23 protein-coding genes and 1 other annotated feature are annotated in these 25,798 nt (G+C 40.8%); of the genes, 5 read left to right on the top strand and 18 right to left on the bottom strand.

Translation table 11 applies throughout. The annotated features are described in order from the left end of the window. Nucleotides 1-19: 19 nt before the first annotated feature. The 13 genes from H7992_RS10095 to H7992_RS10035 all read right to left on the bottom strand — a co-directional run bounded on the left by H7992_RS10095 (nucleotide 20) and on the right by H7992_RS10035 (nucleotide 12,373). On the bottom strand, nucleotides 20-1,036 hold the full coding sequence (locus H7992_RS10095) for a rod shape-determining protein (protein WP_067208132.1): 1,017 nt from the start codon (nucleotides 1,034-1,036) through the stop codon (nucleotides 20-22). Nucleotides 1,037-1,182: 146 nt separating this feature from the next. Continuing rightward, entirely contained in the window at nucleotides 1,183-1,854 is a 672-nt protein-coding gene (radC, locus tag H7992_RS10090) for a RadC family protein (protein WP_082786810.1), read from the bottom strand. Nucleotides 1,855-1,870: 16 nt separating this feature from the next. Further along, nucleotides 1,871-2,485, bottom strand: coding sequence for a Maf family protein (locus H7992_RS10085; RefSeq protein WP_187047465.1), 615 nt, complete (start codon nucleotides 2,483-2,485; stop codon nucleotides 1,871-1,873). Nucleotides 2,486-2,580: 95 nt separating this feature from the next. Continuing rightward, the gene (locus tag H7992_RS10080) at nucleotides 2,581-3,228 is read right to left on the bottom strand and encodes a hypothetical protein (RefSeq protein WP_067208126.1); all 648 of its coding nucleotides are present in this window, start codon (nucleotides 3,226-3,228) and stop codon (nucleotides 2,581-2,583) included. 149 nt (nucleotides 3,229-3,377) lie between these two features. Then, nucleotides 3,378-4,133 carry a prepilin peptidase gene (locus H7992_RS10075; protein WP_187047464.1) on the bottom strand — a complete coding sequence of 252 codons (756 nt, stop codon included), beginning with the start codon at nucleotides 4,131-4,133 and terminating at the stop codon, nucleotides 3,378-3,380. A gap of 33 nt (nucleotides 4,134-4,166) precedes the next feature. Next, the gene (locus H7992_RS10070) at nucleotides 4,167-4,856 is read right to left on the bottom strand and encodes a hypothetical protein (protein WP_187047463.1); all 690 of its coding nucleotides are present in this window, start codon (nucleotides 4,854-4,856) and stop codon (nucleotides 4,167-4,169) included. Beyond that, nucleotides 4,853-5,443, bottom strand: coding sequence for a hypothetical protein (locus H7992_RS10065; RefSeq protein WP_187047462.1), 591 nt, complete (start codon nucleotides 5,441-5,443; stop codon nucleotides 4,853-4,855). Before H7992_RS10065 ends, H7992_RS10070 begins: the two co-directional genes overlap by 4 nt. Further along, on the bottom strand, nucleotides 5,444-6,421 hold the full coding sequence (gene pilM / locus H7992_RS10060; RefSeq protein ID WP_187047461.1) for a type IV pilus biogenesis protein PilM: 978 nt from the start codon (nucleotides 6,419-6,421) through the stop codon (nucleotides 5,444-5,446). A gap of 119 nt (nucleotides 6,422-6,540) precedes the next feature. Continuing rightward, nucleotides 6,541-6,990, bottom strand: a complete 450-nt coding sequence (locus tag H7992_RS10055) for a prepilin-type N-terminal cleavage/methylation domain-containing protein (RefSeq protein WP_187047460.1) — start codon at nucleotides 6,988-6,990, stop codon at nucleotides 6,541-6,543. Between the two features lie 88 nt (nucleotides 6,991-7,078). After that, complete coding sequence (locus H7992_RS10050) at nucleotides 7,079-8,284, bottom strand: type II secretion system F family protein (protein ID WP_187047459.1); 1,206 nt, start codon at nucleotides 8,282-8,284, stop codon at nucleotides 7,079-7,081. Next, nucleotides 8,281-9,324 carry a type IV pilus twitching motility protein PilT gene (locus tag H7992_RS10045; RefSeq protein ID WP_187047458.1) on the bottom strand — a complete coding sequence of 348 codons (1,044 nt, stop codon included), beginning with the start codon at nucleotides 9,322-9,324 and terminating at the stop codon, nucleotides 8,281-8,283. The genes H7992_RS10050 and H7992_RS10045 overlap by 4 nt, the downstream gene beginning before the upstream one ends. An 11-nt stretch (nucleotides 9,325-9,335) precedes the next feature. Beyond that, entirely contained in the window at nucleotides 9,336-10,994 is a 1,659-nt protein-coding gene (locus H7992_RS10040) for a GspE/PulE family protein (RefSeq protein ID WP_187047457.1), read from the bottom strand. A gap of 14 nt (nucleotides 10,995-11,008) precedes the next feature. After that, a complete protein-coding gene (locus tag H7992_RS10035; protein ID WP_187047456.1) occupies nucleotides 11,009-12,373 on the bottom strand; it encodes a G5 domain-containing protein in 1,365 nt (454 codons plus the stop codon). Nucleotides 12,374-12,582: 209 nt separating this feature from the next. On the opposite strand from H7992_RS10035, the gene H7992_RS10030 reads away from it, so the two are divergent. From H7992_RS10030 to H7992_RS10020, 3 genes are read left to right on the top strand one after another with little or no spacing between them, the layout of a single operon-like run. Then, a complete protein-coding gene (locus tag H7992_RS10030) occupies nucleotides 12,583-13,053 on the top strand; it encodes a prepilin-type N-terminal cleavage/methylation domain-containing protein (RefSeq protein ID WP_187047455.1) in 471 nt (156 codons plus the stop codon). Then, nucleotides 13,031-13,552 (top strand): pilus assembly FimT family protein, encoded by a 522-nt coding sequence (locus tag H7992_RS10025; RefSeq protein WP_187047454.1) that lies wholly within the window; start codon nucleotides 13,031-13,033, stop codon nucleotides 13,550-13,552. The genes H7992_RS10030 and H7992_RS10025 overlap by 23 nt, the downstream gene beginning before the upstream one ends. Then, nucleotides 13,549-15,303 carry a hypothetical protein gene (locus tag H7992_RS10020; protein ID WP_187047453.1) on the top strand — a complete coding sequence of 585 codons (1,755 nt, stop codon included), beginning with the start codon at nucleotides 13,549-13,551 and terminating at the stop codon, nucleotides 15,301-15,303. The genes H7992_RS10025 and H7992_RS10020 overlap by 4 nt, the downstream gene beginning before the upstream one ends. Before the next feature lie 89 nt (nucleotides 15,304-15,392). Here the strand turns inward: H7992_RS10020 and H7992_RS10015 are convergent, their stop codons facing one another. The 3 genes from H7992_RS10015 to H7992_RS10005 form a co-directional block, all read right to left on the bottom strand. Beyond that, nucleotides 15,393-17,117, bottom strand: coding sequence for a sensor domain-containing diguanylate cyclase (locus tag H7992_RS10015; RefSeq protein WP_187047452.1), 1,725 nt, complete (start codon nucleotides 17,115-17,117; stop codon nucleotides 15,393-15,395). A 26-nt stretch (nucleotides 17,118-17,143) separates the two neighbouring features. After that, the gene (locus tag H7992_RS10010; protein ID WP_187047451.1) at nucleotides 17,144-18,847 is read right to left on the bottom strand and encodes a sensor domain-containing diguanylate cyclase; all 1,704 of its coding nucleotides are present in this window, start codon (nucleotides 18,845-18,847) and stop codon (nucleotides 17,144-17,146) included. A gap of 107 nt (nucleotides 18,848-18,954) precedes the next feature. Continuing rightward, on the bottom strand, nucleotides 18,955-20,172 hold the full coding sequence (locus tag H7992_RS10005; RefSeq protein ID WP_187047450.1) for a bifunctional folylpolyglutamate synthase/dihydrofolate synthase: 1,218 nt from the start codon (nucleotides 20,170-20,172) through the stop codon (nucleotides 18,955-18,957). 62 nt (nucleotides 20,173-20,234) lie between these two features. Here H7992_RS10005 and H7992_RS10000 point away from each other — a divergent pair, with 62 nt between their 5' ends. After that, nucleotides 20,235-21,101 (top strand): ATP-grasp domain-containing protein, encoded by an 867-nt coding sequence (locus tag H7992_RS10000; RefSeq protein WP_187047449.1) that lies wholly within the window; start codon nucleotides 20,235-20,237, stop codon nucleotides 21,099-21,101. Next, nucleotides 21,098-21,889, top strand: a complete 792-nt coding sequence (locus tag H7992_RS09995) for an ATP-grasp domain-containing protein (protein WP_187047448.1) — start codon at nucleotides 21,098-21,100, stop codon at nucleotides 21,887-21,889. Before H7992_RS10000 ends, H7992_RS09995 begins: the two co-directional genes overlap by 4 nt. Before the next feature lie 71 nt (nucleotides 21,890-21,960). Here H7992_RS09995 and H7992_RS09990 read toward each other — a convergent pair whose 3' ends face one another. After that, nucleotides 21,961-24,609 (bottom strand): valine--tRNA ligase, encoded by a 2,649-nt coding sequence (locus tag H7992_RS09990; protein ID WP_187047447.1) that lies wholly within the window; start codon nucleotides 24,607-24,609, stop codon nucleotides 21,961-21,963. A 45-nt stretch (nucleotides 24,610-24,654) separates the two neighbouring features. Next, nucleotides 24,655-24,904: a binding site (T-box leader), on the bottom strand. A 226-nt stretch (nucleotides 24,905-25,130) separates the two neighbouring features. Continuing rightward, a complete protein-coding gene (locus H7992_RS09985; protein WP_187047446.1) occupies nucleotides 25,131-25,721 on the bottom strand; it encodes a hypothetical protein in 591 nt (196 codons plus the stop codon). Nucleotides 25,722-25,798: the final 77 nt, after the last annotated feature.

Genomic DNA, 25,798 nt, shown 5'->3' with positions numbered 1-25,798 from the left:
TGCCCATGTCCTCCCTTACTTATCTACCTTGCATTTTTTTGATCAATTCAAAATTATCAAGTGCTTTACCTGTACCGATTGCAACACAATCAAGTGGATCTTCAGCTATGAAAACAGGCATTTGTGTTTCATCAGAAATGACTTTATCAAGATTCTGGAGCAATGCACCACCACCTGTTAGTACAATTCCGCGTTCCATAACATCCGAAGATAATTCCGGAGGTGTTGTTTCAAGCGTCTTCTTCACACCATCAATGATTTGTGCAATTGACTCACGCAATGCTTCTGCGATTTCATCAGAAGAAATTTCGATTGTTTTCGGCAGACCAGTCAAAAGATCACGTCCACGAATTTCCATCTTCTGTGTATCGCCGATAACTTTTGCAGAACCAATTTCAATTTTAATAGCTTCTGCAGTCCTTTCACCGATAGTCAAATTATACATTTTGCGGATATAGCTAATAATCGCGCCATCCATTGTGTCGCCACCGACACGGATTGACTCGCTTGTTACGATGCCGCCAAGTGAAATGACCGCAACTTCTGTTGTACCGCCACCTATATCGACGACCATACTACCAGTAGGTTCCCAAACAGGTAGATTTGCGCCGATTGCAGCCGCAAACGGTTCTTCAATTGTGAACGCTTCTTTTGCACCGGCTTGACGTGAAGCATCGATAACCGCACGCTGTTCAACGGAAGTAATTCCGTAAGGCACACAAATTAGGACGTTTGGCTTTTTCCATGCTCCGCCCGACGTTTTCGTTGCCTCTTTCATGTAATGCTCAATCATTGCTGTCGTAATTTCAAAATCAGCAATAACGCCGTCTTTCATCGGGCGTGTTGCCACGATAGATCCAGGTGTACGACCAATCATATTTCTCGCAGCGCTACCGACTGCTACAATTTCACCAGTATGTGTATTTTTCGCTACTACTGAAGGCTCTCTGAGGACAATGCCTTTTCCTTTAATGAAAACTAATGTATTTGCTGTGCCGAGGTCAATCCCGACATCTCTAGATCCAAATCCAAACAATTGTGTTCTTCCTTTCTGCTAAACCGTTAATTACGGCATTCATGAAATCATACACCATAGTATAACGGATAGAAGAGCAAATTCACAGCGTCACATGTACCCTTATTCATTTTTCGTGCCATTCGAAGCATTATTTCAGAATAAATTTACATATATCCCTTCTCTTTCAGGCTTAAAAACTGGTGATCTCCAATGATAACGTGGTCGAGAACTTCGATGCCCATAATCGAACCCGCTTCAATTAATCTTTTCGTTACTTCGATATCTTCTGGAGATGGTGAGGGGTTTCCACTCGGATGATTATGCGCAACTACAATTGACGCGGCAGACCGCTTTACTGCTTCGCGAAAAATTTCACGCGGATGAACTATGCTGGAGTTGAGGCTACCGATAAAAATAGTCTGTTTATGAAGGACCTCATTTTTAACATTCAAAAAGAGCACTACGAAATGCTCTTGATTGAGTGAGGCCATATCCGTCATTAAATAGGCAGCTGCATCTTCCGGGGATCTTATCGTGTATCGTCCCTCTGAATGCTTACGATACATCCGCTTGCCAATCTCTGCGGCAGCAAGAATTTGGACCGCCTTCGCCTTACCGACTCCTTTTACCAGCATCAGTTCTTCAATCGTAGCGTCTTTCAAGTCTTGGATTTTATCGAATGAGGATAAGATTCGGTTAGCAAGAACAAGAACAGATTCCTGTTTTGTACCTGTGCGTAACAATATCGCAATCAGCTCTTGATTGGACAAACTTTCCGCACCTTGTCTGATGAGTCGTTCACGTGGCCTGTCCGCAATATGTACATCGCGAATCATCATTTTGGGCTGAAGATCAATTGTCAATGAATGATACACCACCATTCAATTCCATACAGCCCAGCTTCCGTATATACTCAGTTAACTTCGCAATTGGCAATCCCATAACATTGTAGTAATCACCATCAATTTTATCGACCAATAATGCGCCAGCCGTCTGAATACCGTATCCGCCAGCCTTGTCCATTGGATCTCCGGATTCCACATATGCGTTAATCAACATATCATCAAGTTCACGAAAAGTAACTTTTGTCTGGACGGAAAATGTACATATCTTATCATCCATAAATACTCCAACGCCTGTTATAACTGAATGCGTTTTCCCTGAAAGCTCTTTTAAAAATACTTGCGCTTGTTCATTACTTTCAGGTTTCGAATATAATTTGCCTTCATGCACAACAATCGTATCCGCTCCGATTACAATACAATTGGGCTTATCATTCGCTACTGCCTGCGTTTTCATCGCGGCAAGTTGCCGTGCATAGCCTTCAAAATCGTCATTTTCTACAGCTAAATCCTCAGCCACATTGCTTGGCACGACTGTAAACGGGAAGCCAAGCAAACTTAGAATTTCTTTCCTGCGCGGAGATGCTGAAGCTAGAATAACTGGTTTAACAACTGTAAATTTCATTAGTAATTCCCCCTTTAGCCAATCATACTGGATAAAAGGATTTGTGAAAATTGTCTCAAAATCCTCACAACTCAAATCCGACCCTTTTTCAAGCCTCAAAAAGTGATTTTAACGCAGTTTTCTGTATGTGAATACTGGGAAAGAAGAAGCAATCTAACGACACGTAAATCCTTCGTAAATGTTGTAATGGTGGTAATATTCTTGTAAAAACCTTTTGTCTTATCATCATCTTTCCCCTCCTTTGTAGTTTCGTCCAAATTATTAATTTTGGCTATTTCTGTTTGCATGAGGACCTCACGCAATTTCCCTGCACCGATTGCCCCGCAGGATGAGGTATCTGCCCTGAATGTTTTCCGATAAGTACCTTCAGACTCACTAGAATCAATCTCATTTTCCGTCAATCCAACAGCGGTCCAAACTAAGTATTTATCGGCCGCCTTTATAACGGCCGCTTTCGATAGAGTTGGATCTTCTGCAATAAATAGAGTTGCAGATTCCGAGGACGAGAATGCCCCATGCTGTTTTGCAAATAATTGTAACGGCTCTTCATCAGGCTTTGCTGAATTTTCAACAGGTGCTGGACCCGATGCGGCTAATTCTTTGCCGCTGGTCTTTACATCGTCTTTCCCTTTGGTCCCAGCAAGTAGTAGACCAATCACTGCAACAGCTGCGACACCTATGAGGACACCGTGAAGCATCGCCATGAAAACTGTCCCTTTCGAGTAACGTTTTCCGAATTTCATTGCTGACCACCCCGTTTTAAGTTTATCTAGCGCCTAGTTGCTTGAGGCATAAGTCTGCCCTAACCAAGGTACTTTTATAGTTAACCGTATCAGAGTGGACATGAAAAAGAACAAGACGTATGTCGCCTTGTTCCAATAAATTTATCGACTTAATAGAATAGATTGCCATACCAAGCGACAAAATCAGCTCCCCAGAAATAAGAGATGACAGCAGCCACTGCAATCGAGGGACCGAATGGGATTGGTGTTTTTCGTCCTTGCCCTGTCCGTTTTAACACGATAAGCCCAACAATAGACCCGATGAACGCCGCTAAAAACAGTGTCACAAGTGTATTCGTCGTACCCAGCACAAGACCGATAACGAAAAACAACTTGATGTCCCCGCCACCCATGCCACCTTTCGACACAACCGCTATAAGAAAAAGGACCCCGAAGCCCACTAGAGCCCCTAACAGGCTATCCCACCACGGCTCTAGGGGAATGAACAGTCGGACCCCAAACAACACAACAGCGAACGGTAACAACACCTTATCGGGGATAAGCATATATGCTATGTCCGATACCGTTATGATGACAAGAAGTGACATAAACAAAATTGCAACGATAAGTTCTGCGCTAAAACCGAGCATATAAAATGCCAGCGCAAACGCAACACCCGTCACAAACTCCATAAACGGATAAATGGCACTGATTTTTGACCTGCACCCCCGACATTTCCCCTTCAAGAAGATGTAAGAAAAGACCGGCATCAGGTCAAGAACCCCCAGTTTCCGGTCACAAGTTGTGCAATGGGAAGGCGGTGACACGATGGACTCTTTTTTCGGAATACGTAAGCCAACAACGTTGAAGAACGAGCCGAATACGATTCCGTAGATGAAGAATAAAGTTGTGTATACACAAATCAATAGGCACACGCTCCAAGTAATGTGTTCTTACGGTTATTTCAGATAAAAAGTTGTCAGTTGAATAGTTGATGACATTGTTTCCAAGTTATCAGATCCCGTTTCCTCGCCAGGCAGACTGAACTTTACAGAATCGATTTTTATAATTCGATCATTCTTTTCAATTTCATCTATAAAATGAAGGAATTGTTCATAATCTTTATGGACTACTATTGTTTCAAGTGTTAACAACATCAGATTTTCAGGTAAAGAAACCTGTGCAATTTCTGAAACTGGTGTCTGATCAGTAGCTACGTCGCCCTCGGCTGCATCAACCGATGCGTCCACTGGATTTTCATCCGTCTCACCCGCTGTTTCGGATTCAGGTTCAGGCACGGTTAAATTAGAGTCCTGTATATTCCCGTCATAATCATTAAATACAATCGACTGGATTTTAGATTCGCTAATGAATTCCGCTTCCTGTAACAGTTGAATGACATCCGGCAGTTCACGGTTCTTCGGCAGTCTTTTCATGAGTTCCATTTCACCTGCATCATCATCTTCCCACTCAATCGCTTCTGAACGAGCTTGTAACGTTTTCACTTCCTGTTTTGCAGTAGTAAGCGACACTTCTGCGGATTTCGTTTCCTCTTTAACAGGTTTAATGAAATAGAAATAAAATGCAAACAACAAGGCAATTAAAAGTATCGTCAATAAGGCAAAGGGTAAATTGCGATTCGATGTCATCGTGTTTCCCCCTTGTCTTGTAAATTGGAACTGTCAATATCGAGCGTGAAGTACGTTGAGTAGCGCGGCATTTCATCAAAATCATCAGAAATGCCTTCAGTTGATTCATTTCCCGGACTGAACGAAGTGATTTCATCTACTTTAACATCGGTGAATAGTGGACTCGTCAAAAGATTCGAAACAAATAGTGCGATCATCGTCTTGTCTTCAAAATCGACTTGAAACGAAACCGACTGTTCCTCAAACTCATAATCTCGTAAATACGTATGTAACGACAAAAATGAATCGACTTCAAGAATAATTGGCGAGACTGGATACGAGACACTTTCCGTGAAATGCACAGCTAATTGCCTGGAATTTGATTCGCTAGTTGACGTACTATCAACTTCACTTTGCAAGGTTACAATGTCTGCCTGTATTTGATTGAGTTCTGCATTCACCAGCGTCCGTTCTGCTTTACTAGCGAAAAATAGATAGAAAAAAAACAGTGCAATAACTATAAAAATACCAGTTAAAACAATTATGTACATTTTTCCACTAAGTTCTTTTTTCTCTTTTTTAGGTAGTAAGTTAATTTCAGCGACCACTTATACGCCTCCTCTTAATGCAAGACCGACAAGCGACGCGTGTCTTCCATTCAAATTCGGATACAATCCTTGAATAAACGTATCATCGATAACGATGATTTCCTGCTCTTGGACTTCTTCGATTTGTTCTTTGATGAAATCCAGTTTAGGATTGTCCCCCATGAGAATAATCTTCTCAATATTGCGCTCACCTTTATGGAGTGAGAAGCGGTAAAAGTTAATAATCCGACCAACTTCCATTACTTGGTCAATCAACTGATTACGATAATCGATTGGGTCACCTGAGAACGTAAATAGGAATCGGTCCTCTTCAATTTCACTCGTCTTCCACTGTGAAGAAACACTTTCAATTTCTTGGAAACGTAAAAATTCTAATTCATTATTGGTGAATATCCCTATCGAAAGACCATTAATCGTCCAATCTGCAACTACATACGATTGATTGGATGAGAAAAGATCTACCTTATTCAGAAATCGTCCATTTGCAAGCATCCGGATATCAGCAATTTCTGGCACAAGAGATAAGTCATCATATAAATCAGAGAGCCTCCTTACATCTTCGTCAGGTGCAGCAAAAAGAATCGCTTTACCATCAGCTGGATCTAGGTCGTGCACATCAAAGAGCGGATTTTCAAACGGCAGATGAATCGAGTTACCAATTTCCATCTCAACAAACCCTTTGAGATTAGTATTCAACAACTCCTCAGGCAAATCGATAGGCCGCATAAGAACAGATTGATCAGGTACGAAAAATCGAACAGCTTTTTTACGCATATTCCATCCACTTAATTTCTCTTTTAGTAATTCAAATAACTCCATTTCATTAGCAAGTTGACCATGTGAAACGAGTCCACCATCCAATGCTACTTCATGAACGTAATAACTATTTTCTTCAGTAGACTCTCTATATAGAAGTCTGAACACATAGTCGTTCAATTCGACACAAACAAATTGTTTTTTCCCTAGTTTCTTGAACATGTGGATCCTCCTTGAACTTCAGTATACCTATCCAGCGAACGATAGAATCGATTGCTCGAGAAGAAAACTGAAAGACTGCAGCAGTTTGGGCTGCTGCAGAGATCGTATTAGTTCGTTGATTAACCTCCAGTTACAGGAGTAGAATTACCTTCCATAGCTGCATTTAGTTTCGCCTCTGTTATATCACCAGTTACTTTATATTTATCATTTTTAATACCACTAATTAAAGGATAAACAACAGTCCATATTTTTCCAGCAGCATCATAACTCGCGCTGTATACTCCGGCAGTCGCTTTAACATTTTCAACGTGTCCTTTTAATTGTTCTTGAGAACACTTCACATTCCCTGTAGCTTCCACTGTACAAGCACCATCAACGTTCGCAATCTTAGCCCCTGCTAAAATATTACTCGCATCCGCCAACACTGCTTTATCACGTGAATTATTAATAATTCCGCCAATAGCCGGCACAGCAATCGCCGCGATGATTGCAATAATTACAATAACTGCTAATAGCTCAATCAATGTCATCCCTTTTTCATTCTTCATATGCTTCGTGTATTTCTTCATTTTATTTCCCCCTGTAGTTTCATTGGTATAAACTTCTTCCATCTTTCTTTCTCACCTCCTTTCAGATGGTTAATCTAGCTATCTATATTTATATCTGTTCAAACAAACTGAACATCGGAACCATAATAGCTAGGACGATTGTACCGATAACAACCGCTAGTACGACAATCATCAACGGTTCGATGAGCGCCTTCAGCGTATCGACTGTCCGATCGACATCGTCTTCGTAGAAATCCGCAATTTTTTCAAGCATATAGTCAAGCGATCCGGTCTGTTCCCCAATTGCAGTCATTTGTGTGACTAGCGGAGGGAAAATCCAACTTTTTTTCAAAGGGGCAGTCAATGTCCCTCCCTGCTCTAAACTTGCACGTGCCTCTAACACCACTTGTCCGATAACAGGGTTACCTACCACTTTTTCAACAATCGTTAACGCGTTTAAAATGGGTACTGAACTACTGAATAATGATGACAAAGTTCTCGTCATCCGTGCAATGGCCGCCTTTTGAAGCATCTTACCGAAAACCGGCATTTTCAGCGACAATAAGCTAACGTTGTATCGAAATACCTCACTATTCTTCTGCAAATAAATCAAAACAATCGCAACCACCACAACAAGTAATAAGCCGCCCCACCAATAATTTTGTATCAGTTCACTCATGCCAAGAACAAACAACGTAATCCAAGGAAGTTCTGCTCCAAAATCTGCAAACATAGATGTGAACCGAGGCACAATAAAAATCATCATGAAAATGACAACGACGACTGTCATAAGTAGAAGAGCCACAGGATACATTAGTGTCGATTGAATCTTCTTTTTTAATGTGTACTGTTTCTCGTAATAGATTGCTAACCTGTCCAATGTATCTTCTAAACTACCTGTTGCCTCACCCGCGCTTATCATATTAATGAATAACGGCGGAAATATTTTGCTATGCTTTCTTGCAGCATCCGAGAACGGAGTTCCGCTTCGGATATCGACTTCTACTTCATGCAATGCATGTTTCAAAGGTTTGCTGGCTGTCTGATCACCTAAGATTCCGGTCGCTTCAACGATGGAAATGCCTGCACGTATCAAAGTAGCGAACTGACGACAATAAATGACGAAATCTTGGTTTTTTACAGTCGCACCCATTCCAATATCTTTATGTAGAATACTTTTTGATGGTTGAATCTCTCTTGGATTAATACCTTTTGCACGCAAAACTTCTATTGCTTTACCCTCATTTGGCGCATCGATAATACCCTTTTTATGTGATCCATCCTTCGCTCGACCACTGTATTTAAAAACTGTCATCTGTATTCACCTGCTGTGAAAAAAGGTTTTGCTAGATCATGGTCGATTATCCCCGCAGTCAGCAACCGTTGCACATCCATTTCAATTGTGTGCATGCCTTGTGCCTTACTGGTTTGGAGGACATTCGGAATCTGGTGAATCTTTTCACTGCGAATCAAGTTCGAAATAGACGGCGTTTGGATCATAATTTCAGTCGCCGCAACGCGCCCGTTTCCTCTGGATTTCGCAATCAGCCGTTGTGAAACAACTCCCCGTATAACACTAGACAGTTGTTGCCGAACTTGGTTTTGTTGCGTTGGTGGGAAGACATCGATAATTCGATCGATTGTGGAAGCCGCAGTACTCGTATGTAATGTGGCTAACACCAAGTGACCCGTTTCTGCAGCGGTAATCGCAGTTGAAATTGTTTCCAAATCTCGCATCTCACCAACAAGTATGACATCGGGATCTTGCCGTAAGGATGCCCGTAATCCACTTGCAAAGCTTGCGGTATCTAAGCCGATTTCTCTCTGATTAATGACCGAATTCTGATGGGTATGTAAATATTCAATCGGATCTTCAAGTGTAATGATATGCTTTGAGAAGTTTTTATTGAGATGATCGATCATTGCTGCTAATGTCGTCGATTTACCTGATCCAGTTGGTCCCGTTACTAAAATAAGCCCTTGCCTTTGTTCCACTAGCTCTTTAAAAACAGATCCCATACCAAGCTCATCCAACGAAGGTATTTTTGTCGATATAAGCCTTAACGCTAATGCATAAGATTGTTTTTGCTTAAAGGCGTTGACACGGAATCGACAAGTATCTTCTAAAGCAAAGTTGAAATCTGCTTCGCCAACCTCCTCTAGTTCCTTACGTTTCCGTTCTGGTGTAATTTCTTCGACCATGGACCGTAAGTTATCTGTCGCCAGAGGTTCTATCCCTTTTTGAATCAACGTCCCATCGACACGGAATACCGGGGGGAGATTAGCAGTCAAATGGATATCGGATGCACCTTCGTTGAACGCCTGTTTCATCAATTCTTTTACTGTATAATCCATTTTCTCACAACCTATTCGACCGTAGTAACTCGCAAAATTTCTTCAAGTGTCGTGATTCCTTTTTCAACTTTCAAAAGGCCATCTTCCATCATCGTCTGAATGCCATCTGTTTTCATCTGTTGTTTGATATCATTCGAATTCATGGATGTCATCATGATGTTTTTGATTTCCCGATTAATGGGCAGAACTTCGTGGATGGCAATTCTTCCTTTAAAGCCAGTGCCATTACATGAAGGACAACCCACGCCTTTTCTAAGCTGAGTTACCTCAATGCCGTACTGGCGGAATATAGTGAGCGTTGCATCATCCGGCGTGTAGGTATGACCGCAGTCCCTGCATATTTTACGGACGAGACGTTGGGCAACAATTCCAACCAACGAAGACGAAAGTAAGAATGGTTCAACTCCCATATCATTCAGTCGTGCAATGGATTCAACCGCACTGTTGGTGTGCAATGTACTCAGAACCAGGTGGCCTGTCAATGAAGCCCTAACCGCAATTTGCGCCGTTTCTAAATCCCGGATTTCCCCAATCATGACGATGTCAGGATCCTGACGCAAGATTGAGCGTAATCCAGAAGCGAATGTCAAACCAACTTCGTCACGCACTTGAATTTGGTTAACCCCTTCCATTTGGTACTCGACAGGATCTTCAACGGTGATAATATTTACACCTTCCGTATTCAACGTACTTAGTGCAGCATAGAGAGTTGATGATTTACCTGATCCAGTAGGTCCTGTAACAAGAACCATTCCATTTGGCGTAGTAATCATTTTTTGGAACAACGCTAGGTTAGGTTCTGAAAAGTTCAATTTGTCAATCGAATTCAATGCATTTCCCATGTCTAGAATCCGCATAACAAGTTTTTCGCCATAAACGGTCGGAAGTGATGAAAGACGAATGTCGATTGCGCGGAAGTTGATGATGGTTTTAATTCGCCCGTCTTGTGGAACTCTGTTTTCAGTAATATTCAAGTTCCCTAAAATTTTAACCCGAGCAATAATAACATTTTGCATATGTTTTGGAATGGCTCTTTCCGTACGTAGGACACCGTCGACCCTGTAACGAATCCGCAACTCATTTTCTTGGGGGTCAAAGTGGATGTCACTCGCATTTTGAGCAACCCCATTGGCAATAATCTGGTTAACTAGTCGCACAATCGGTGATTCTTCGTCGTTCAATTCCGCATCGTTTGCCACTTCCTGAAGAGTAAGGTCACTCATTGCATCTTCCATGGATTGTTGCAAGTCGTAATATTTAGTTATCGTTCGATAAATGTCGGTTTTAGATGAGATACGAGGTTCGACATGATAACCCGTTGTGAGGCGTATTTCCTCGATGGCAAAGTAATCCATAGGATCAGCCATTGCGACATATAGTTTATTGCGTTCCCGGCTTATTGGCATTACATGAGCCCTTTTTGCAAGCTCTTCCGGAATCAGTTTTAGCACTTCCGGCTCAATAGGAATCTGACTCAAGTGAACATGTGGAATGCCTAACTGAAATTCCAATACTTCTATCATCTGTTGTTCCGTAAGAAGATTTTCGCGTATCAAGTAATCTCCTATTTTTTCTTCAGCTCTCTTGTCAGCAAGCGACTTTAATAATTGCACTTCTGTAATGATTCCAGCATCGACAAGCAGGTCACCTATTCGTTTTCGTTTGATCATAGGAGCATCGCCTCTTACTTCCCAGACGGCTTGATAATATTGCCACCTTTATCGTATTCTACTTCTTCATTATTCCCTTCAACCTTTTCACCTGATGATGAATCTATACCCCCACCCGAACTCGAGTCAGTACCTGCTTCATCGGTAACATGTATTTCACTTGGTTGTTTTGAATTACCTGTTCCCAAGTTCGCCCCATCTTCTCCGGCTGGTAGTTCTTCACTTTCAGTTTCAAGTTGCTTAGAGGATTTTACGACGACTCGATGGGTCGGTGGATAAAAGTCTGTACTAATTAGTTCTTCTGTTTCAAATGAGCCATGTTTTTCAGAAGTCATTCGGAATGTAGACACTTTGACTCCCGATTCACCCACTTCTATAACCTCTTCAACGTATAAAGGTAATTTATCCGAATACCGATAGATTGTCCTCGGTTTAACTTCCTGTTCTTCAACTTGATAGGACTCTATTCTCACATCGAGCGGAATAGATAGCAATTCAGCTGTTAACTGATTGTCTACAATCGTAAACTTAAAAGTTCCCGAAACTATATTTGGATTCTTGAAAATCAAATCTTTGCTCATCAATTGATTGACGTTTGCCTCTGTTCCAGGTAAAAAGGTTTGTAATTTGACAGGGCTTGCATGTCTCTCCAACACAATGTAATTGGATTGTAAAATAAGCGAATACATAATAGATGCCATGTAATCAAGTGTATCTTGATCCCCTAGTTCACTTATATCCGTCACTGACTCTAGATAGGAAGTCTTTTCCTCCGGGTTTATCTTAAGCCCGTCCAACTCTTGCAGAATAAGGTCAAGTGAATTTCTATTCACCGCAACTTCCTTAACAACTAACGCGATGCGTTCTTCTACAGCACTATTTTCCGATTGAACGGCTTGTATAACACTAGTCAACTGGTAACCTATCTCCTCATTCAATTGATCCATCGTTTCATCGACTGAAATAGCTGAATCCTTTTTCAATAGCTCGATTATTTCTTCGTCTATAGAAAACTGAATCGGTAGATCGATGTGGACTTTCTTTTTCCAAAATTGATACCATGATTTTTTTGTCTGAACTTCAAACTCGTTTATTGTTTCCTTCATATGAAAATGAAATAAAGACGTGTCAAGCTCCATATCCCCATTGGTCGTTTTTAGCAATAAGGAAGACTCTTTCCACTCAAGAACTTTTTGTAACAACATCTGCTCAATTTCCTTCTTGTCTTTCGAATCGATTTTATTCCCTGCGATAGTCGATAATTCTCCTCCAGATGAAGCGAAAACAGTCGAAAGAGATAGTATCACCGATAATAATAAAATAAAACTAGCTGAAAGTACACGCACTATAAATCTAGTATTCATTGAACGTTTATACATAAAGACCCTCCTACACACGGAAATAGTTCATTCTTAAATAAAACAGTACTAAAGACCCGAATGCGAATGATTATTTTAAATTTACCTTACAAAATTATATCTTTTGTTCTAGATTATATCCTAATAATAAGTTAAAAGATAGAGATTTACAATAACTATTATGTTATCATATTGGTAATTATAGTAATAGTCCTAAAGGGAGGGTAGATATGCACTCAGAAAAAGGTTTTTCACTATTAGAAGTCGTCGTTTCCCTCGTCCTTATTTCAATCGTTCTATTAAGTTTCTACCCCTTTCTAATCAACTCTAAGAAGATGTCCGATTCAAACATGGAAAGACTGGTCGTCATAAATCTTGCGGATGCGACATTAGAAAGATTAAAAGTAGATCCTTATAGTTACATAGAGAAGCCTAGTGACAAACCAGAACCACTGTACCTCGTAAGCAAGTCTAAAGAAAAATCTTACACATGGTCAAATTGTAGTTCGGAAGAATGTAAGGCTCTCTACTCCATCTTATTGAATGAAAAAAAATATAGTATCGATGTAAAAGCCTCACAAAACTCTGAAGAAGGTACATCTCAATTGATTAGAATTATTGTCACAGTCAAAAACATAAACAAGAAAATCAGTTATTCGGTGGAGGGATACGTGACTTATGGACAAACGGGTACAAACTGAAGCGGGCTTGACACTCATTGAACTGCTTGGCGCCATAGTTATTTTAGTCATTATTACAGGACTAACCTTCCCAATTCTTATTAATGGTTTAAAAACTGCGACCACCATTCAGCAAGAAGTAAAGCTACGGGATGAAGCAGATTATTTGATGGCCGCTATGCTAAAAGAAATGTATGTCATGAAAGAATCGGAAATAAATAAAGACAATTTACCAGCAAATGGTACAGCTAATTATTTCTTAATAAAAAAGGTCCCTACTAAACCCAATGGAATAAAAACCGGTTTTATCAACGGTGAGCTAATCCTGTCAGACACAGTTATCCATGCGAAAGATAGCTCCATCAAATTATCTCCAAACCCAACCATCACATTTGTTGAACCTAATCAATATGAAATAAGTTTCGAGCTAAAGCTAACAGGCGATAAACCAAAGAAAATGAAGTTCGAAAATGTTATCAGAACGATTAATGATATTGATATAAAGGAGCAAAGTTTATGAGGCTACTAAAAAGTGACAAGGGATATGCATTATTTATCACTCTTGTGATTATCATACTATTTACCGTGCTCGGGATGACAATGTTGGCACTCACATCTGATGGGATGAAGAAGAATAATGTCCGAAAGGAAACAGTACAAGCTAAGGCATTGGCAGAAACGGGGATTGATGGCCTTGTAGCGAAAATAAACTCGGAATTGACCCTTTTTTTAGGTGAAGATGGTAAACCCAGAGATGATTTTAGTAAGGAACTTCTGAAAACATTAAATAAATATGTTTGCTCATCTCAAACTAAAATATTAGAAAAAAGAAGTACGGGCGAATTTGGATCCTGCATTAAAAAACCGGATGGTGATGTGAAAGATAAAAATGACGTTGTCAGTGACCTCCGTAAACTTGTGACTTTTGAAAGTATCGGGAAATCTGGTTCTGCTAAACGAATACTAACGAGTACTATTGAAATAGGTGCAGAAGCATTTCCCGAGACAATGAAATATGCGATTGGGACAAATATTATGTCGAAAACCCCAAAAGAGGGAGAAGGTAACTTATTATTGCATGGGAGCTCTGATATTCATGGAGATATTAAGGTAGATGGCAATTTAATTTCTTATGATCACGGAACTGCTGCATATAAATGGGAACCAAGCCTACTTCCTAGAGCATACCCTTCTGAACATTCGACTTCTTCGAAACTTGTTTTAGGTAAAAGTATGTATAAGGTCGTCTCAAAACCTAGCAGTAATGGAAGTCAAAGTGGCTACGATAATTATATTAAAAAAGATAATTTTAATACTAGCGGTTTTTCTCTACGGACAGAACCAAAAGACTTGTTTGACGAGAAATTAGCGCCAAGAATTGTCAAACGCGATCCGACTATAAGCCCTATTGGTATTACAGATAAAAAAGACTTATATTATTTTGATAATAAGCATGGTGGGCAATACTTGGATATTACGAACTCGACAGTTATATCAGGTATTGATAAGCCGTTCTCGAATTTGCTACCACGGAGAAAAGGTGAATCTAGTGGAAAGCAAACGTCATTAGACGATAATCTTGATTTTTCAATGACTAATACTAACAACTTCAATAAAATGGCAGTAAAACAAAGCTTAACTATAGTAAAAGGGGACCATACTTTTAAAGACGGATTATTTGTTGGATCTGCTCCCCCCCAAAAGAATAGTCAGCATAACTTGACTATAGGAAATAAAGTCCAAACAGACAATCCTAATTCTCGCGATAATATAAAGCTAGATGGATCTATTTATGTAAACGGAGATGTAACGATTCAAGGTGCCAACCTAGAAAGTAACGCTCTCATGTACGTTGATGGGGATGTAAACATACGATTTTCTTCTATAAACGGAAAAAAACTAAATGATGGAAGTACTGGTACTCTCATAATTTTTGCGACGGGTGATATTTATATAGCAAATAACTCCGTGGATCGGGATGAACCAAGTACGATTAAAGGGTTCTTTTACAGTCAGAAAAACTTCGAAATGTACGGCGTTGGTTCAAACATTAGGATTGAGGGTGGAATTTCAGCAAGTAGGATTGTTTTAAATGCTATTAGAGGTAAATCTTCAAATAGCACATATCAAAGTGTCGCTATACAAAAAAATAGCCCATCCCGTCTCCAAGTCATTTATGACGCTAATCTAATTGAAAACTTTTTAAAACTAAACAAGCCTGAACCGATTATCCGAAAAATTGATCCACCGCTTGAAAAGGACCGAAAGTAATTAAATCAGAAAGAGCCAAAGAAAATTCATCTTTTCGTTGGCTCTTTCATTAAGTTTAGATTTTAGTATCTTCAATTCGTCTCACTGTGTCAAATACTCACAATCTCCTTTTCCCCATAAACCCCAACCTTGTTTCTACCCGCCTGCTTTCCACCGATATAAAGGGCTCGATCCGCATTACGCAACAACTCTTTCGCATCTCCCGCATCCTCAGGGACACAAGCAACACCAATGCTGACGGTCATATGAACATCAACGGGTTCTCGTTTTTTAGATAAATCTGGAATGATGCGGAATATAGATGATTCCACTTCTCTACGAATTTCTTCAGCGAGTTGTATCGTTTCACTTTTCCCATAACTCGGTAAGACGATAACGAATTCTTCTCCTCCGTATCGTGAAAGTGTTGCGTCCATCGGAACAAATGGTTCAAGCAGTCTAGCAAGTGCCTTAAGAAGGTCATTTCCACTCTGATGTCCATGTGTATCATTAATTAATTTGAAATGATCGATATCTAGAATTAAAACCGCAAGTGAATTGATATCTCCAGTATGGAATCGGATGATTTCTTCGTCCAACTTTGCATCTAGGTAACGGAAGTTATGCAATTTGGTTAAACCACATCGTTCACTTTGCTCGACAGTCTTTTCATAATAACGCGCTTTTACTAATGAAATTGCAAAGTATCCAGTCAAAACGTCAACAATTTTCATTTCCATTGCTTGAAATACATTTTTCCGCTTGGAAGTTAGTATCAGAAATCCTTCCGTTTTCTGATTCCGCTTGATTGGAGCAGTCATGACACTTTCCACCGACTGTAGGAATTTGAAGTTATTTAGTGTTTTTGCTTCCTTTTTAGTCGAAAATATTTTCGGATTGTCGGTATCCAATCCATCGTCCACAGTTTTTTCTAAATTGAATGAAAGTCCATTCATATTTTTGGTAATAACCCCGTTTTCAGAAGCCATCAACGTGATCAAATGTTCGCCGTTTCGAAGATCTAAAACATAAGCATTATCATAAGGGACCACATCTTCTAGTTTCTGGATAAATGTCCGGATAACATCTTCAAAGCCCAATCGCTCAGCAAGTTCACGCCCGATTATACCCGCGGAAGACAGTTTGTCATTCAAATTATCGGACCGATTATACATCCTTGCGATTAATAATACGAGAAGAAACGGGATGCCTATCAAAAATATCGCATGATTACCAAATTGCAAATTTAAAAAATAAAGGGATATGCTAAACGGAAGTAACAACATTGTAGAAGCAAAATCCCATCCAACAAACTTTTCTCTAAATGAATAGATGCCAATTTCAAAATATAAATAGAGTTGCATCAAAACACTATTTATAACCGAATAACTAATCGCGTAAACAAGCCCGAATAGACAGATGTCCAAAAAATCTGTCGACCCTATTACTCCACCTGCATAATGAAATAGAGTTCCACTTGCTAATGAGACAAGTGTAAAAATAAGCGAATTCACAAAAAAACGATGCAAAAGCGGCAAATCTGATTTCGTGCTAAATACTAGGATAAGCAGTGCAATCTGCATAAAAGCCATTTCCGCGAATACACCGTATTGAAAAAAAATGGTGAAGGTAATCCAGCGTTCAAATGAAACTGTGATCTTTTTCAATTGCAAAGGCATTATCATCGTCACGAATAGCAGCGCAAACAAAATGCTCAAATTCAGCCATTCTATTTCTATTGAAGGAAATAACCTGAATGCAAGAAAGATGCCAGGAGGAACGATAACAATCCACGCTATTAAAGTGCTAATCTGAAACCTTTTAGATATCTCCATTTCCCCTGGCACTACCTTTCATTAATTCATTTCACATATTCAGCAACTCTATTTCGCCCTGCCTGTTTGGCTCCTAAATAAAGTGCACGATCCGCATTGCGCAAAAGCGTCAGCACTTCATCCGTATCAATTGGAGCCGATGAAACACCGATACTCGATGTAATACGGACGACTAGCGGATGCTTATCCTCAACTAGATCTGGAACGATCGTAAAATCATGTTCACCAATTTCAGCGCGTAGACTTTCAGCGAATTCCACAGCTTCCTTTTTTGCAATACCAGGCAAAATGTAAACGAATTCCTCTCCTCCATAGCGGCCAACTGTCCCACCAATAGGGAGTTCAGCTTCAAGTCTCTTTGCAAGCATACCTAAAATATCGTTCCCACTTTGATGCCCATACGTATCATTCACTTGTTTAAAATGATCAATATCAAGCATAACGACTGAAAGATTTTTTATTGCGTTGTTTTTAAGCCTGTCCATCTCATACGTTAACCGTTCCTCCAGATACCTATAGTTATAAAGTCCAGTTAACGCACAACGCTCATTTTTTGTAACTGCTTCTTGCATATAGCGTGCTTTTTCCACCGAAACAGTGAAATAGGAACATAGTAAGTCTAAGATTTTCAATTGATAGCCATCAAAGAATGCCTTCTTTTCTGAGGCCAAAAACAAAACTGCCTCGATTTTCTGGTTCCGTGAAATTGGGACACAAAGTATACTTTGCATTCCATTAGGCGAATAATCTTTTGAAATCGATTCCCACTCTTTCCTTTCCGAATAGATGATTGGCTTGTTTTGTTCAAGAACTGATCCCGCAATTCCTTGTCCCGCAGATAAAAGGGCAAAATCGATATCAATGAATTTATCATGTTCATAGGAACGGAGGAGCTCTAGCCAACCATCCTGATGGTCAAAAAGATACGTATACTCTGCATCAAACATGTCCGACACTTCCATGACGAATTGGTCAATTACAGCCTTTTCCGTTAATAATTCCGAAAGGCCGTTACCAATATCCCCTGCTTGCTGCAAGTCAGTATTAATTTTTTCCGAATTATTATAAAGGCGGACAATTAATGAAATAAAGAAAAAAGGAATTCCTATTAAGAAAAAGGAACCTGTCCCGACAAGTTGCAATAAATAATAGAACGTAAGTGATAAGGGAAGAACAGCAATGATCATCGCATAGTCGGACAATAGGTCTTTTGAAAAGAAAGGGGACTCAACCTTTTGGTAAACCGCATATAACTTCAGCACCACGTCGTTGAATGCTGTATGAATGAATTGATAGCAGAATACCGCAATAATAACTGGCCAAAATTCAATTGAGCCGATTTCCCCACCCACCATCTCAAAAATGATTGCAGCAATAATCGATAAAAAAATAAAAAGCGTCGAGTTAATGAAAAAACGTTGTAACAATGGTAACTTACTCGGTAATGCTAATAGGATTGCAAGGATTGAAATTTGCATGACGATTATTTCGATAAAGAGTCCGTACATTAAAAAAGCGGGCACAGTCACCCAGAGTACTAGGAATATCGGTATATCATTCCTTAATATCGGAAAATAGGTTGTAAGGAATCCGAATACCATAAAAACCGCCACGTACATCCAGTTTACTTGCACTGGAGGATAATTTAAAAAAACATAAATCAATCCAGTTGGAACGGTCAATAACCACAAAATAAAATAACGAATAGTGGACCTATTTGCAACCTTCATTACATTATCCACTCCCAATTAAATAAGTCAGAAAAGGTAGAAGTCTTCAAAAGTTTATCAGACCAAAATACATTTGTCACTATTACCCAAAAAAAGTTTTTGAGCAATTAATTTGTGTCATAGTCCATTAGACTGTTCAGTAGGTATAGTGAACCTGTTACTATTTTCTTTTTATTTCTATCTGTAGATAGTATTATAGTATTACTTTCAGCCATTGTCACCTTTTTTTCTTCATGGTGGCAATATTCCATTAACTCCCCACCAGTTGCCGCTTGAGGATGCGAAAACGTCAGGAAGGTAAATGATGCCGCCACCGGGATGAGCTCATTCAGCATTTTCTCGATGTCTTTCCCTTTTAGCATCCCAATAACGAAGTCCACTTTCTCCCCCGGGAATTCCGAGCGAATTGTCGCCACTAACACTTTTGCAGCTGCTGGATTATGTGCCCCGTCAACGAAGACACCTGGTGATATTTCTTGGAAGCGATGTGCGAGTTGCGTGATAGCAACTGCCCTAGAGACCGCCTCTTCAGCAAGCTGAATGCCCGCCACAAGAAGTGATTGAATCGCAACCGCGGCATTTACACCTTGGTGTAGCCCTTTCATCTTTCGTTCAGCCAACTGGAACGTTTCGGTTCCGTTAAACACATCATCCAACATCCAAAACTGCTTACCGTACGTGAAAAGCGGACTCCCTTGTCGATTTGAACTAGCTTGGACGACCTCAACTGCTTCTTTAGGCAATGGACCTATTACGACAGGTATTCCATTTTTTATAATACCTGCTTTCTGCTCCGTCACGGCCGCGACTGTTCCTCCGAGAAATGCGGTATGTTCGAGCGCAATCGAAGTAATCACAGCAACGAGCGGCACCACCACATTCGTACTGTCCAGCAAGCCACCCATACCCGTTTCTAGTAATACATAATCCGGTCCAATCCTTCCAAATGTTAGGAATGCTGCAACAGTTAGTAATTCAAAATCTGTCAGTAGCCCACTTACCCCAGCCTCTTTAATCGCCCGAAATGATTTATCTAGTTCCTCTCCTGTTATCGCATCGCCATTAATACGTATCTGATCATGTATATCGATAATTGCAGGCGATGAAAAGACCCCCGAAGAAAACCCATGCTCTTTTAAAATCGCCTCCATAAATGCTATTGTCGAACCCTTTCCATTTGTCCCCGCAACGTGGATGACTTGTAATTTCCTTTCCGGATTCCCCACCTTAGACAACGCTTCTTGCACCGCATCTAGGCCAGGTTTTATTGAATTGTCACTATCAATTCCCCATCGCTCTGTATAGACATTCATATTTGGAATCAAAACTATCCCTCCGTATGTTAGAATCTAGTTATCAAAAGTATATCATTTCCGGAGGGTTCCACATGCAAAGTTGTTGGATTATTTATAATGGAAGTTTAACGAGCGACAAATTCAAAGATCAAGCCGAGTTAATGAGGGAAGCGGCAGAACGCGCGGGTGTACGCGCTGAGCTTAAGAAAAATTATGAAGTAATGATGAATTTGAAAACGAATATAGAGATTCGTCCTGATTTCGTTGTTTTTCTAGATAAAGATATTCTTCTTGCGAATTTCCTGAAAAATGCGGGAATCCCTGTTTTCAATGATCCCGATGTCATTGAAACATGCGATAATAAAGCCATACAATATCTCGTGCTTTCGAAACAAGGCATTCCAATGCCTGAAACAATTATTGCACCGAAAGTGTATCCGAATTTCACAATTAAAGATTCAGGTTACTATGAACAAGTACTCAACCGTCTTGGATTACCGATGGTTATTAAAGAAGGTCATGGTTCATTCGGTATGAAAGTGTATTTGATTGAAACGGAAGAGCAGTTCTATGATAAAACGGATGAATTGCGCGGTATCGACTATGTATTTCAGGAGTTCATCGCAACGAGCAGAGGGCGTGATATCCGCGTAAACATTGTTGGAGGGGAGATTGTAGCGGCAATGTACCGTCACTCCGAAACTGATTTCCGTGCAAATATTACAAACGGCGGCGTTGCGACAGTAATCGAACTAACAGACGAACAGAAAGCGTTAGCGATACAAGCTGCGCACGCAGTCAGAGCGGAGTTTGCCGGTGTTGACTTATTGTTCGGTGACAACGAAGAACCGCTCGTTTGTGAGGTCAATGCGGCCGCCCACATCCGTAATATTTATAATGTGACTGGCATTAATGTTGCGGATGCGATGATCGCCTATATTTTGAGGAAGCTAGGTTGAAGGGCTACGTTTATTATTCAAAGGCAGAATCAGTTAGAAATCATGCGTTTATTGATGATTTGATAATCGAATCCGAGAAAATTGGTATTGAACTGCAATTATTGGTTGAAGATGAAAAACCAAAATCAGATGCAGATTTCATTCTTTTTAGAGATCGTAACTCAGAACGTGCTGCAACCTTTGAATTGGATGGTTTCCAGGTATTCAACCGAGCAGAAGTGAACCGAATTGCAAACGATAAATTGCGGACATTTGAACTTGCTACCCTGCTCGGCGTTCCAGCTGTGCCTACGCGAAGAATTCGTTCTATCGAAGAAATTAATTCGTATCCTTGCGTGTTGAAAACGGTTGATGGTCATGGCGGAAATGAAGTTTTTCTTTGTACTTCGGCTGCGGACGCGAAGTTGTTTTTCACCAAATTCCACGATCGAAAACTAATTGCCCAACCCTTCATCGAATCCGGTGCCCGAGATATACGTGTATTTATGATTGGCAATGAAGTTGTCGGAGCCGTAAAACGCACTGGCCATGGGACATTCAAATCAAACTACACACTTGGTGGCTCCGTCGAAAAATACATACTTTCCAGCTGGCAGGAAAAAGATGCGAAAACTATTTCCCGAGCAATAAAAAGCGATTATGTTGGAATTGACTTCTTGTTGTTGCCGGATGGCAGGTGGATGTTGAATGAGATTGAGGATCCTGTTGGTGCACGTTCGCTGTATATAACGCATGATTTTTCGGTGGCGATGAAATTAATGTTTTACATTAAGAATAAGCTTTCTTAAAATTGATTGATAAATCTTCAAGACGAAAAGCCCTAATCGCATAATTGCAATCAGGGCTTTTCGTTTTAAAATCAGATTTCCTTCAATTCCTGCATACGCCGCTCTACTGCCGCGTATTTTTCTAGATAGTCACTTTCTTTAGCTCGCTCTTCTGCAACCACTGCTTCAGGCGCTTTTGACATGAAACGTTCATTGGAAAGTTTGCCTTGAACGCGTTTTACTTCGCCTTGCCATTTCGCAAGTTCTTTTGTCAGACGTGCGAGCTCTTCGTCAATGTTCAAAAGACCTTCAAGTGGTAAGAACAGTTCTGCTCCTGTAACGACAGCTGACATCGATTTGCCTGGTGCTGTGATGTTGTTGCCTAGCGTTAATGTCTCAGGGTTACAGAATCGTTCGATATAGCTGCGATTTGCTTCCAACACGGCTACAGTTGCATCGTCTTTAGCTGAAATATAGAGTGGTACTTTTTTGCTTAATGGTGTATTTACTTCTGCACGGATATTACGTACTGCGCGGATGATATCCATCAGCAGTTTCATATCTGTTGCACGCGTTTTATCAGTAAGATCAGGATCTGCAACCGGCCATGCAGCGATTGTGATTGACTCGCCTTCATGCGGTAGGTTCTGCCAGATTTCTTCTGTAATAAACGGCATGAATGGGTGTAATAGACGCATTGTATTATCGAGTACGTATGCCAGTACTGAGCGTGTCATTTTCTTCGCTGTTTCATCTTCACCGTATAATGGCAGTTTCGCCATTTCGATGTACCAGTCACAGAAATCATCCCAGATGAAGTTATAAAGTGCACGGCCGACTTCACCGAACTCATAACGATCTGCAAGTTTCGTCACTTGGTCGATTGTTTCATTCAACCTTGTCAGAATCCATGCATCTGCAACGGATTTTTCACCAGTCAAATCTATTTCTTCGTAAGTCATGCCATCCATGTTCATAAGTGCGAAACGGGATGCATTCCAGATTTTATTGGCAAAGTTCCAGATGGCTTCAACTTTTTCAGTTGAGTAGCGAAGGTCCTGCCCTGGCGATGAACCGGTTGACAAGAAGTAGCGCAGTGCATCCGCTCCGTATTTTTCAATAACATCCATTGGGTCGACGCCGTTACCAAGTGATTTAGACATTTTACGACCATCTTCTGCACGTACGAGTCCGTGAATTAAGACGTCTTTAAATGGACGCTGTTCTGTAAATTCGATGCCTTGGAAGATCATCCGTGATACCCAGAAGAAAATGATGTCATAGCCCGTTACGAGTGCATCTGTTGGGTAATAACGTTTAAATTCTTCATTGTCGAGATCCGGCCAGCCCATTGTTGAGAACGGCCAAAGCGCAGATGAGAACCATGTATCAAGAACGTCATTGTCCTGGCTCCAGTTTTCACTGTCAGCAGGCGCTTCATGACCTACATGTATTTCGCCCGTTTCGTTGTGGTACCAAGCTGGGATGCGGTGGCCCCACCAAAGTTGACGCGAGATACACCAGTCATGGACATTTTCCATCCATGTTAAATACGTTTTTTCGAAACGGTCCGGGACAAAGTTTACTTTGTCTTCTGCTTCTTGTAATTTAATCGCTTCATTAGCAAGTGGCTGCATTTTAACGAACCATTGTGTTGATAAATACGGTTCAACGACAGCACCACTGCGTTCAGAGTGACCGACAGAATGATTATGTTCTTCAATGTTGAATAGAACAGCCATCTCCTGCAAGTCTTTAACGATTTCTTTACGGCATTCGAAGCGATCCATTCCTTCGTATTTACCAGCAAGCTTATTCATTGAACCGTCTTCATTCATCACAAGAACACGTGGAAGATTGTGACGGTTACCGATTTCAAAGTCATTCGGGTCATGTGCAGGTGTAATTTTCACGGCACCACTTCCAAATTCCATGTCGACATAATCGTCTGCAATAATCGGGATTTCACGGCCGACAATCGGTAATTTAACCGTTTTGCCGATTAAATGCTTGTAGCGCTCATCTTCAGGATGGACTGCAACCGCAGTGTCCCCAAGCATTGTTTCAGGTCGAGTTGTCGCAATTTCGATACTGCCCGTTCCGTCTGCTAGTGGGTAACGCATATGATAGAAAGCACCCTGTATGTCTTTATGGATAACTTCGATATCGGATATAGCTGTTTTCGTTGCCGGATCCCAGTTGATAATATATTCGCCACGGTAGATAAGCCCTTTGTTGTAGAGTTTAACGAAAACTTCCTGTACTGCTTTCGAAAGTCCTTCATCCAGGGTAAATCGTTCACGTGTATAATCAAGACCCAATCCAAGTTTCGCCCATTGCGCACGGATATGACCTGCGTATTCGTCTTTCCATTTCCATGTTTCTTCAACGAATTTTTCGCGGCCCAAATCATAACGTGTCGTTCCTTCTTCACGAAGTTTTGCTTCAACACGAGCCTGTGTCGCGATTCCCGCGTGGTCCATTCCTGGAAGCCATAGTGCATCATAGCCTTGCATACGTTTCATACGCGTCATGATGTCTTGTAGCGTTGTATCCCATGCGTGGCCTAGGTGAAGTTTACCTGTGACGTTCGGCGGTGGAATAACAATTGTATAAGGTGTTTTATCGCTTTTAGGTTGTGCTTCAAAGTACTTCCCTTTCAGCCACCATTCGTAACGACCTGCTTCAATTGTCTGTGGATCATATTTCGTCGGCATCGACGTGTTGTTTTCAGTTGACATGTTATTTCCTCCTTTATTTTTGGGTACAAAAAAACTCCTATCGCCTTAAAGGACGAAGGAGCTGTTCGCGGTACCACCTTTATTCGTGCACACAAAAGAGCTGTGCACCTCAAACTTCGATAACGGCTTCAAACCGGCTTCTGCTACTACGCTCAAAAATGTTTTTCTTTTTGAACACACTTTCACGGAAACTGCTCATGGGTTACATTCGGTAAATAATCGACAGGTCCTTTCAGCACTCGAACCCTCTCTTTAGTCTAATCCATTCACGTACTATCCCAATCATCGCATCCATATGCAATTGCAGTAATTGTAACGGAATAATCGGTTGCTCGTCAAGTATATAACGAAAGGATTGTGTTATGCGTAGAGGATATAACCCTTATTTACTTCCTCCCTGGCTTCGAAAATGTCGATTTTACGCTAAAGGAATCATTATCCCTATTTGCCTTTTTCAGTTGATACGATTATTGATCATACCGACGACAGGCGACTTTCTATTGTTCTGTTTCCTGTGTGGTTTAGCTTTCGTTCTTTACAAAAACATCATTTGAACGGTAGGCTGTCGTCGATATGCCATCCGTAAGCTCCGCAATGAACGACAGCACTTCGTCCATCTCGTCTAACGGAGTGCTGTCAATTGCTGCTACAATGGGCGCTGCAACCGCAACCGCTACTTGTACTTGCACTTCCTCAGCCTCTTCCACTATTGCAACCGCTTCTGTGTACGTACATTCTACATTCCAGACAACCCCATAAGTACCTTGTCCGTCTGATTTACCTGTTGCTTGCGTTGTTACAATCTCCAATGGGCTCTCTGCTACTGAAGGTAAGTCAATATTAAGCGGTACCGCGTATTCAAAATAACCATCCTTGCCATCCACTTCGACATCGTCAATGAGGATAAATGAATCGTCCCATTCCCCTGCCCTTAGCCCTTCACCGAATTCGACATTCGCCGCAATATGATAAATGCCTGTCAACCGGACTGAGTCTTCTGTACGCTCTTCAGTATACCTTGGCGTCACTGTGACTGACTGTACACCCGTCGGTACGCCAGCATGTTCTGGGAAATAGAAACTTTCCTCCATTGACCACTGTTTTTTCTCCATACCTGTTCCCTCCTTCTATTCCTTCACAAACAATTGTATGCGCGGCATGGTTACAATAGAAGATTAAATAGATTGAA

Source organism: Sporosarcina sp. resist, from assembly GCF_014302295.1.
In the GTDB taxonomy this organism is placed as follows: domain Bacteria; phylum Bacillota; class Bacilli; order Bacillales_A; family Planococcaceae; genus Sporosarcina; species Sporosarcina psychrophila.
Note: the sequence above shows the minus strand (reverse complement) of the source record. Positions and strands in the feature narration are given on the sequence as shown.

Bases quoted from the DNA above. Each gene is read 5' to 3' on its own strand.
- radC (WP_082786810.1), bottom strand. From the start codon at position 1,854: ATGATTCGCGATGTACATATTGCGGACAGGCCACGTGAACGACTCATC.
- H7992_RS10085 (WP_187047465.1), bottom strand. From the start codon at position 2,485: ATGAAATTTACAGTTGTTAAACCAGTTATTCTAGCTTCAGCATCTCCG.
- H7992_RS10080 (WP_067208126.1), bottom strand. From the start codon at position 3,228: ATGAAATTCGGAAAACGTTACTCGAAAGGGACAGTTTTCATGGCGATG.
- H7992_RS10070 (WP_187047463.1), bottom strand. From the start codon at position 4,856: ATGACATCGAATCGCAATTTACCCTTTGCCTTATTGACGATACTTTTA.
- pilM (WP_187047461.1), bottom strand. From the start codon at position 6,421: ATGTTCAAGAAACTAGGGAAAAAACAATTTGTTTGTGTCGAATTGAAC.
- H7992_RS10055 (WP_187047460.1), bottom strand. From the start codon at position 6,990: ATGAAGAAATACACGAAGCATATGAAGAATGAAAAAGGGATGACATTG.
- H7992_RS10050 (WP_187047459.1), bottom strand. From the start codon at position 8,284: ATGACAGTTTTTAAATACAGTGGTCGAGCGAAGGATGGATCACATAAA.
- H7992_RS10045 (WP_187047458.1), bottom strand. From the start codon at position 9,324: ATGGATTATACAGTAAAAGAATTGATGAAACAGGCGTTCAACGAAGGT.
- H7992_RS10040 (WP_187047457.1), bottom strand. From the start codon at position 10,994: ATGATCAAACGAAAACGAATAGGTGACCTGCTTGTCGATGCTGGAATC.
- H7992_RS10035 (WP_187047456.1), bottom strand. From the start codon at position 12,373: ATGTATAAACGTTCAATGAATACTAGATTTATAGTGCGTGTACTTTCA.
- H7992_RS10030 (WP_187047455.1), top strand. From the start codon at position 12,583: ATGCACTCAGAAAAAGGTTTTTCACTATTAGAAGTCGTCGTTTCCCTC.
- H7992_RS10025 (WP_187047454.1), top strand. From the start codon at position 13,031: ATGGACAAACGGGTACAAACTGAAGCGGGCTTGACACTCATTGAACTG.
- H7992_RS10020 (WP_187047453.1), top strand. From the start codon at position 13,549: ATGAGGCTACTAAAAAGTGACAAGGGATATGCATTATTTATCACTCTT.
- H7992_RS10015 (WP_187047452.1), bottom strand. From the start codon at position 17,117: ATGGAGATATCTAAAAGGTTTCAGATTAGCACTTTAATAGCGTGGATT.
- H7992_RS10010 (WP_187047451.1), bottom strand. From the start codon at position 18,847: ATGAAGGTTGCAAATAGGTCCACTATTCGTTATTTTATTTTGTGGTTA.
- H7992_RS10000 (WP_187047449.1), top strand. From the start codon at position 20,235: ATGCAAAGTTGTTGGATTATTTATAATGGAAGTTTAACGAGCGACAAA.
- H7992_RS09990 (WP_187047447.1), bottom strand. From the start codon at position 24,609: ATGTCAACTGAAAACAACACGTCGATGCCGACGAAATATGATCCACAG.
- H7992_RS09985 (WP_187047446.1), bottom strand. From the start codon at position 25,721: ATGGAGAAAAAACAGTGGTCAATGGAGGAAAGTTTCTATTTCCCAGAA.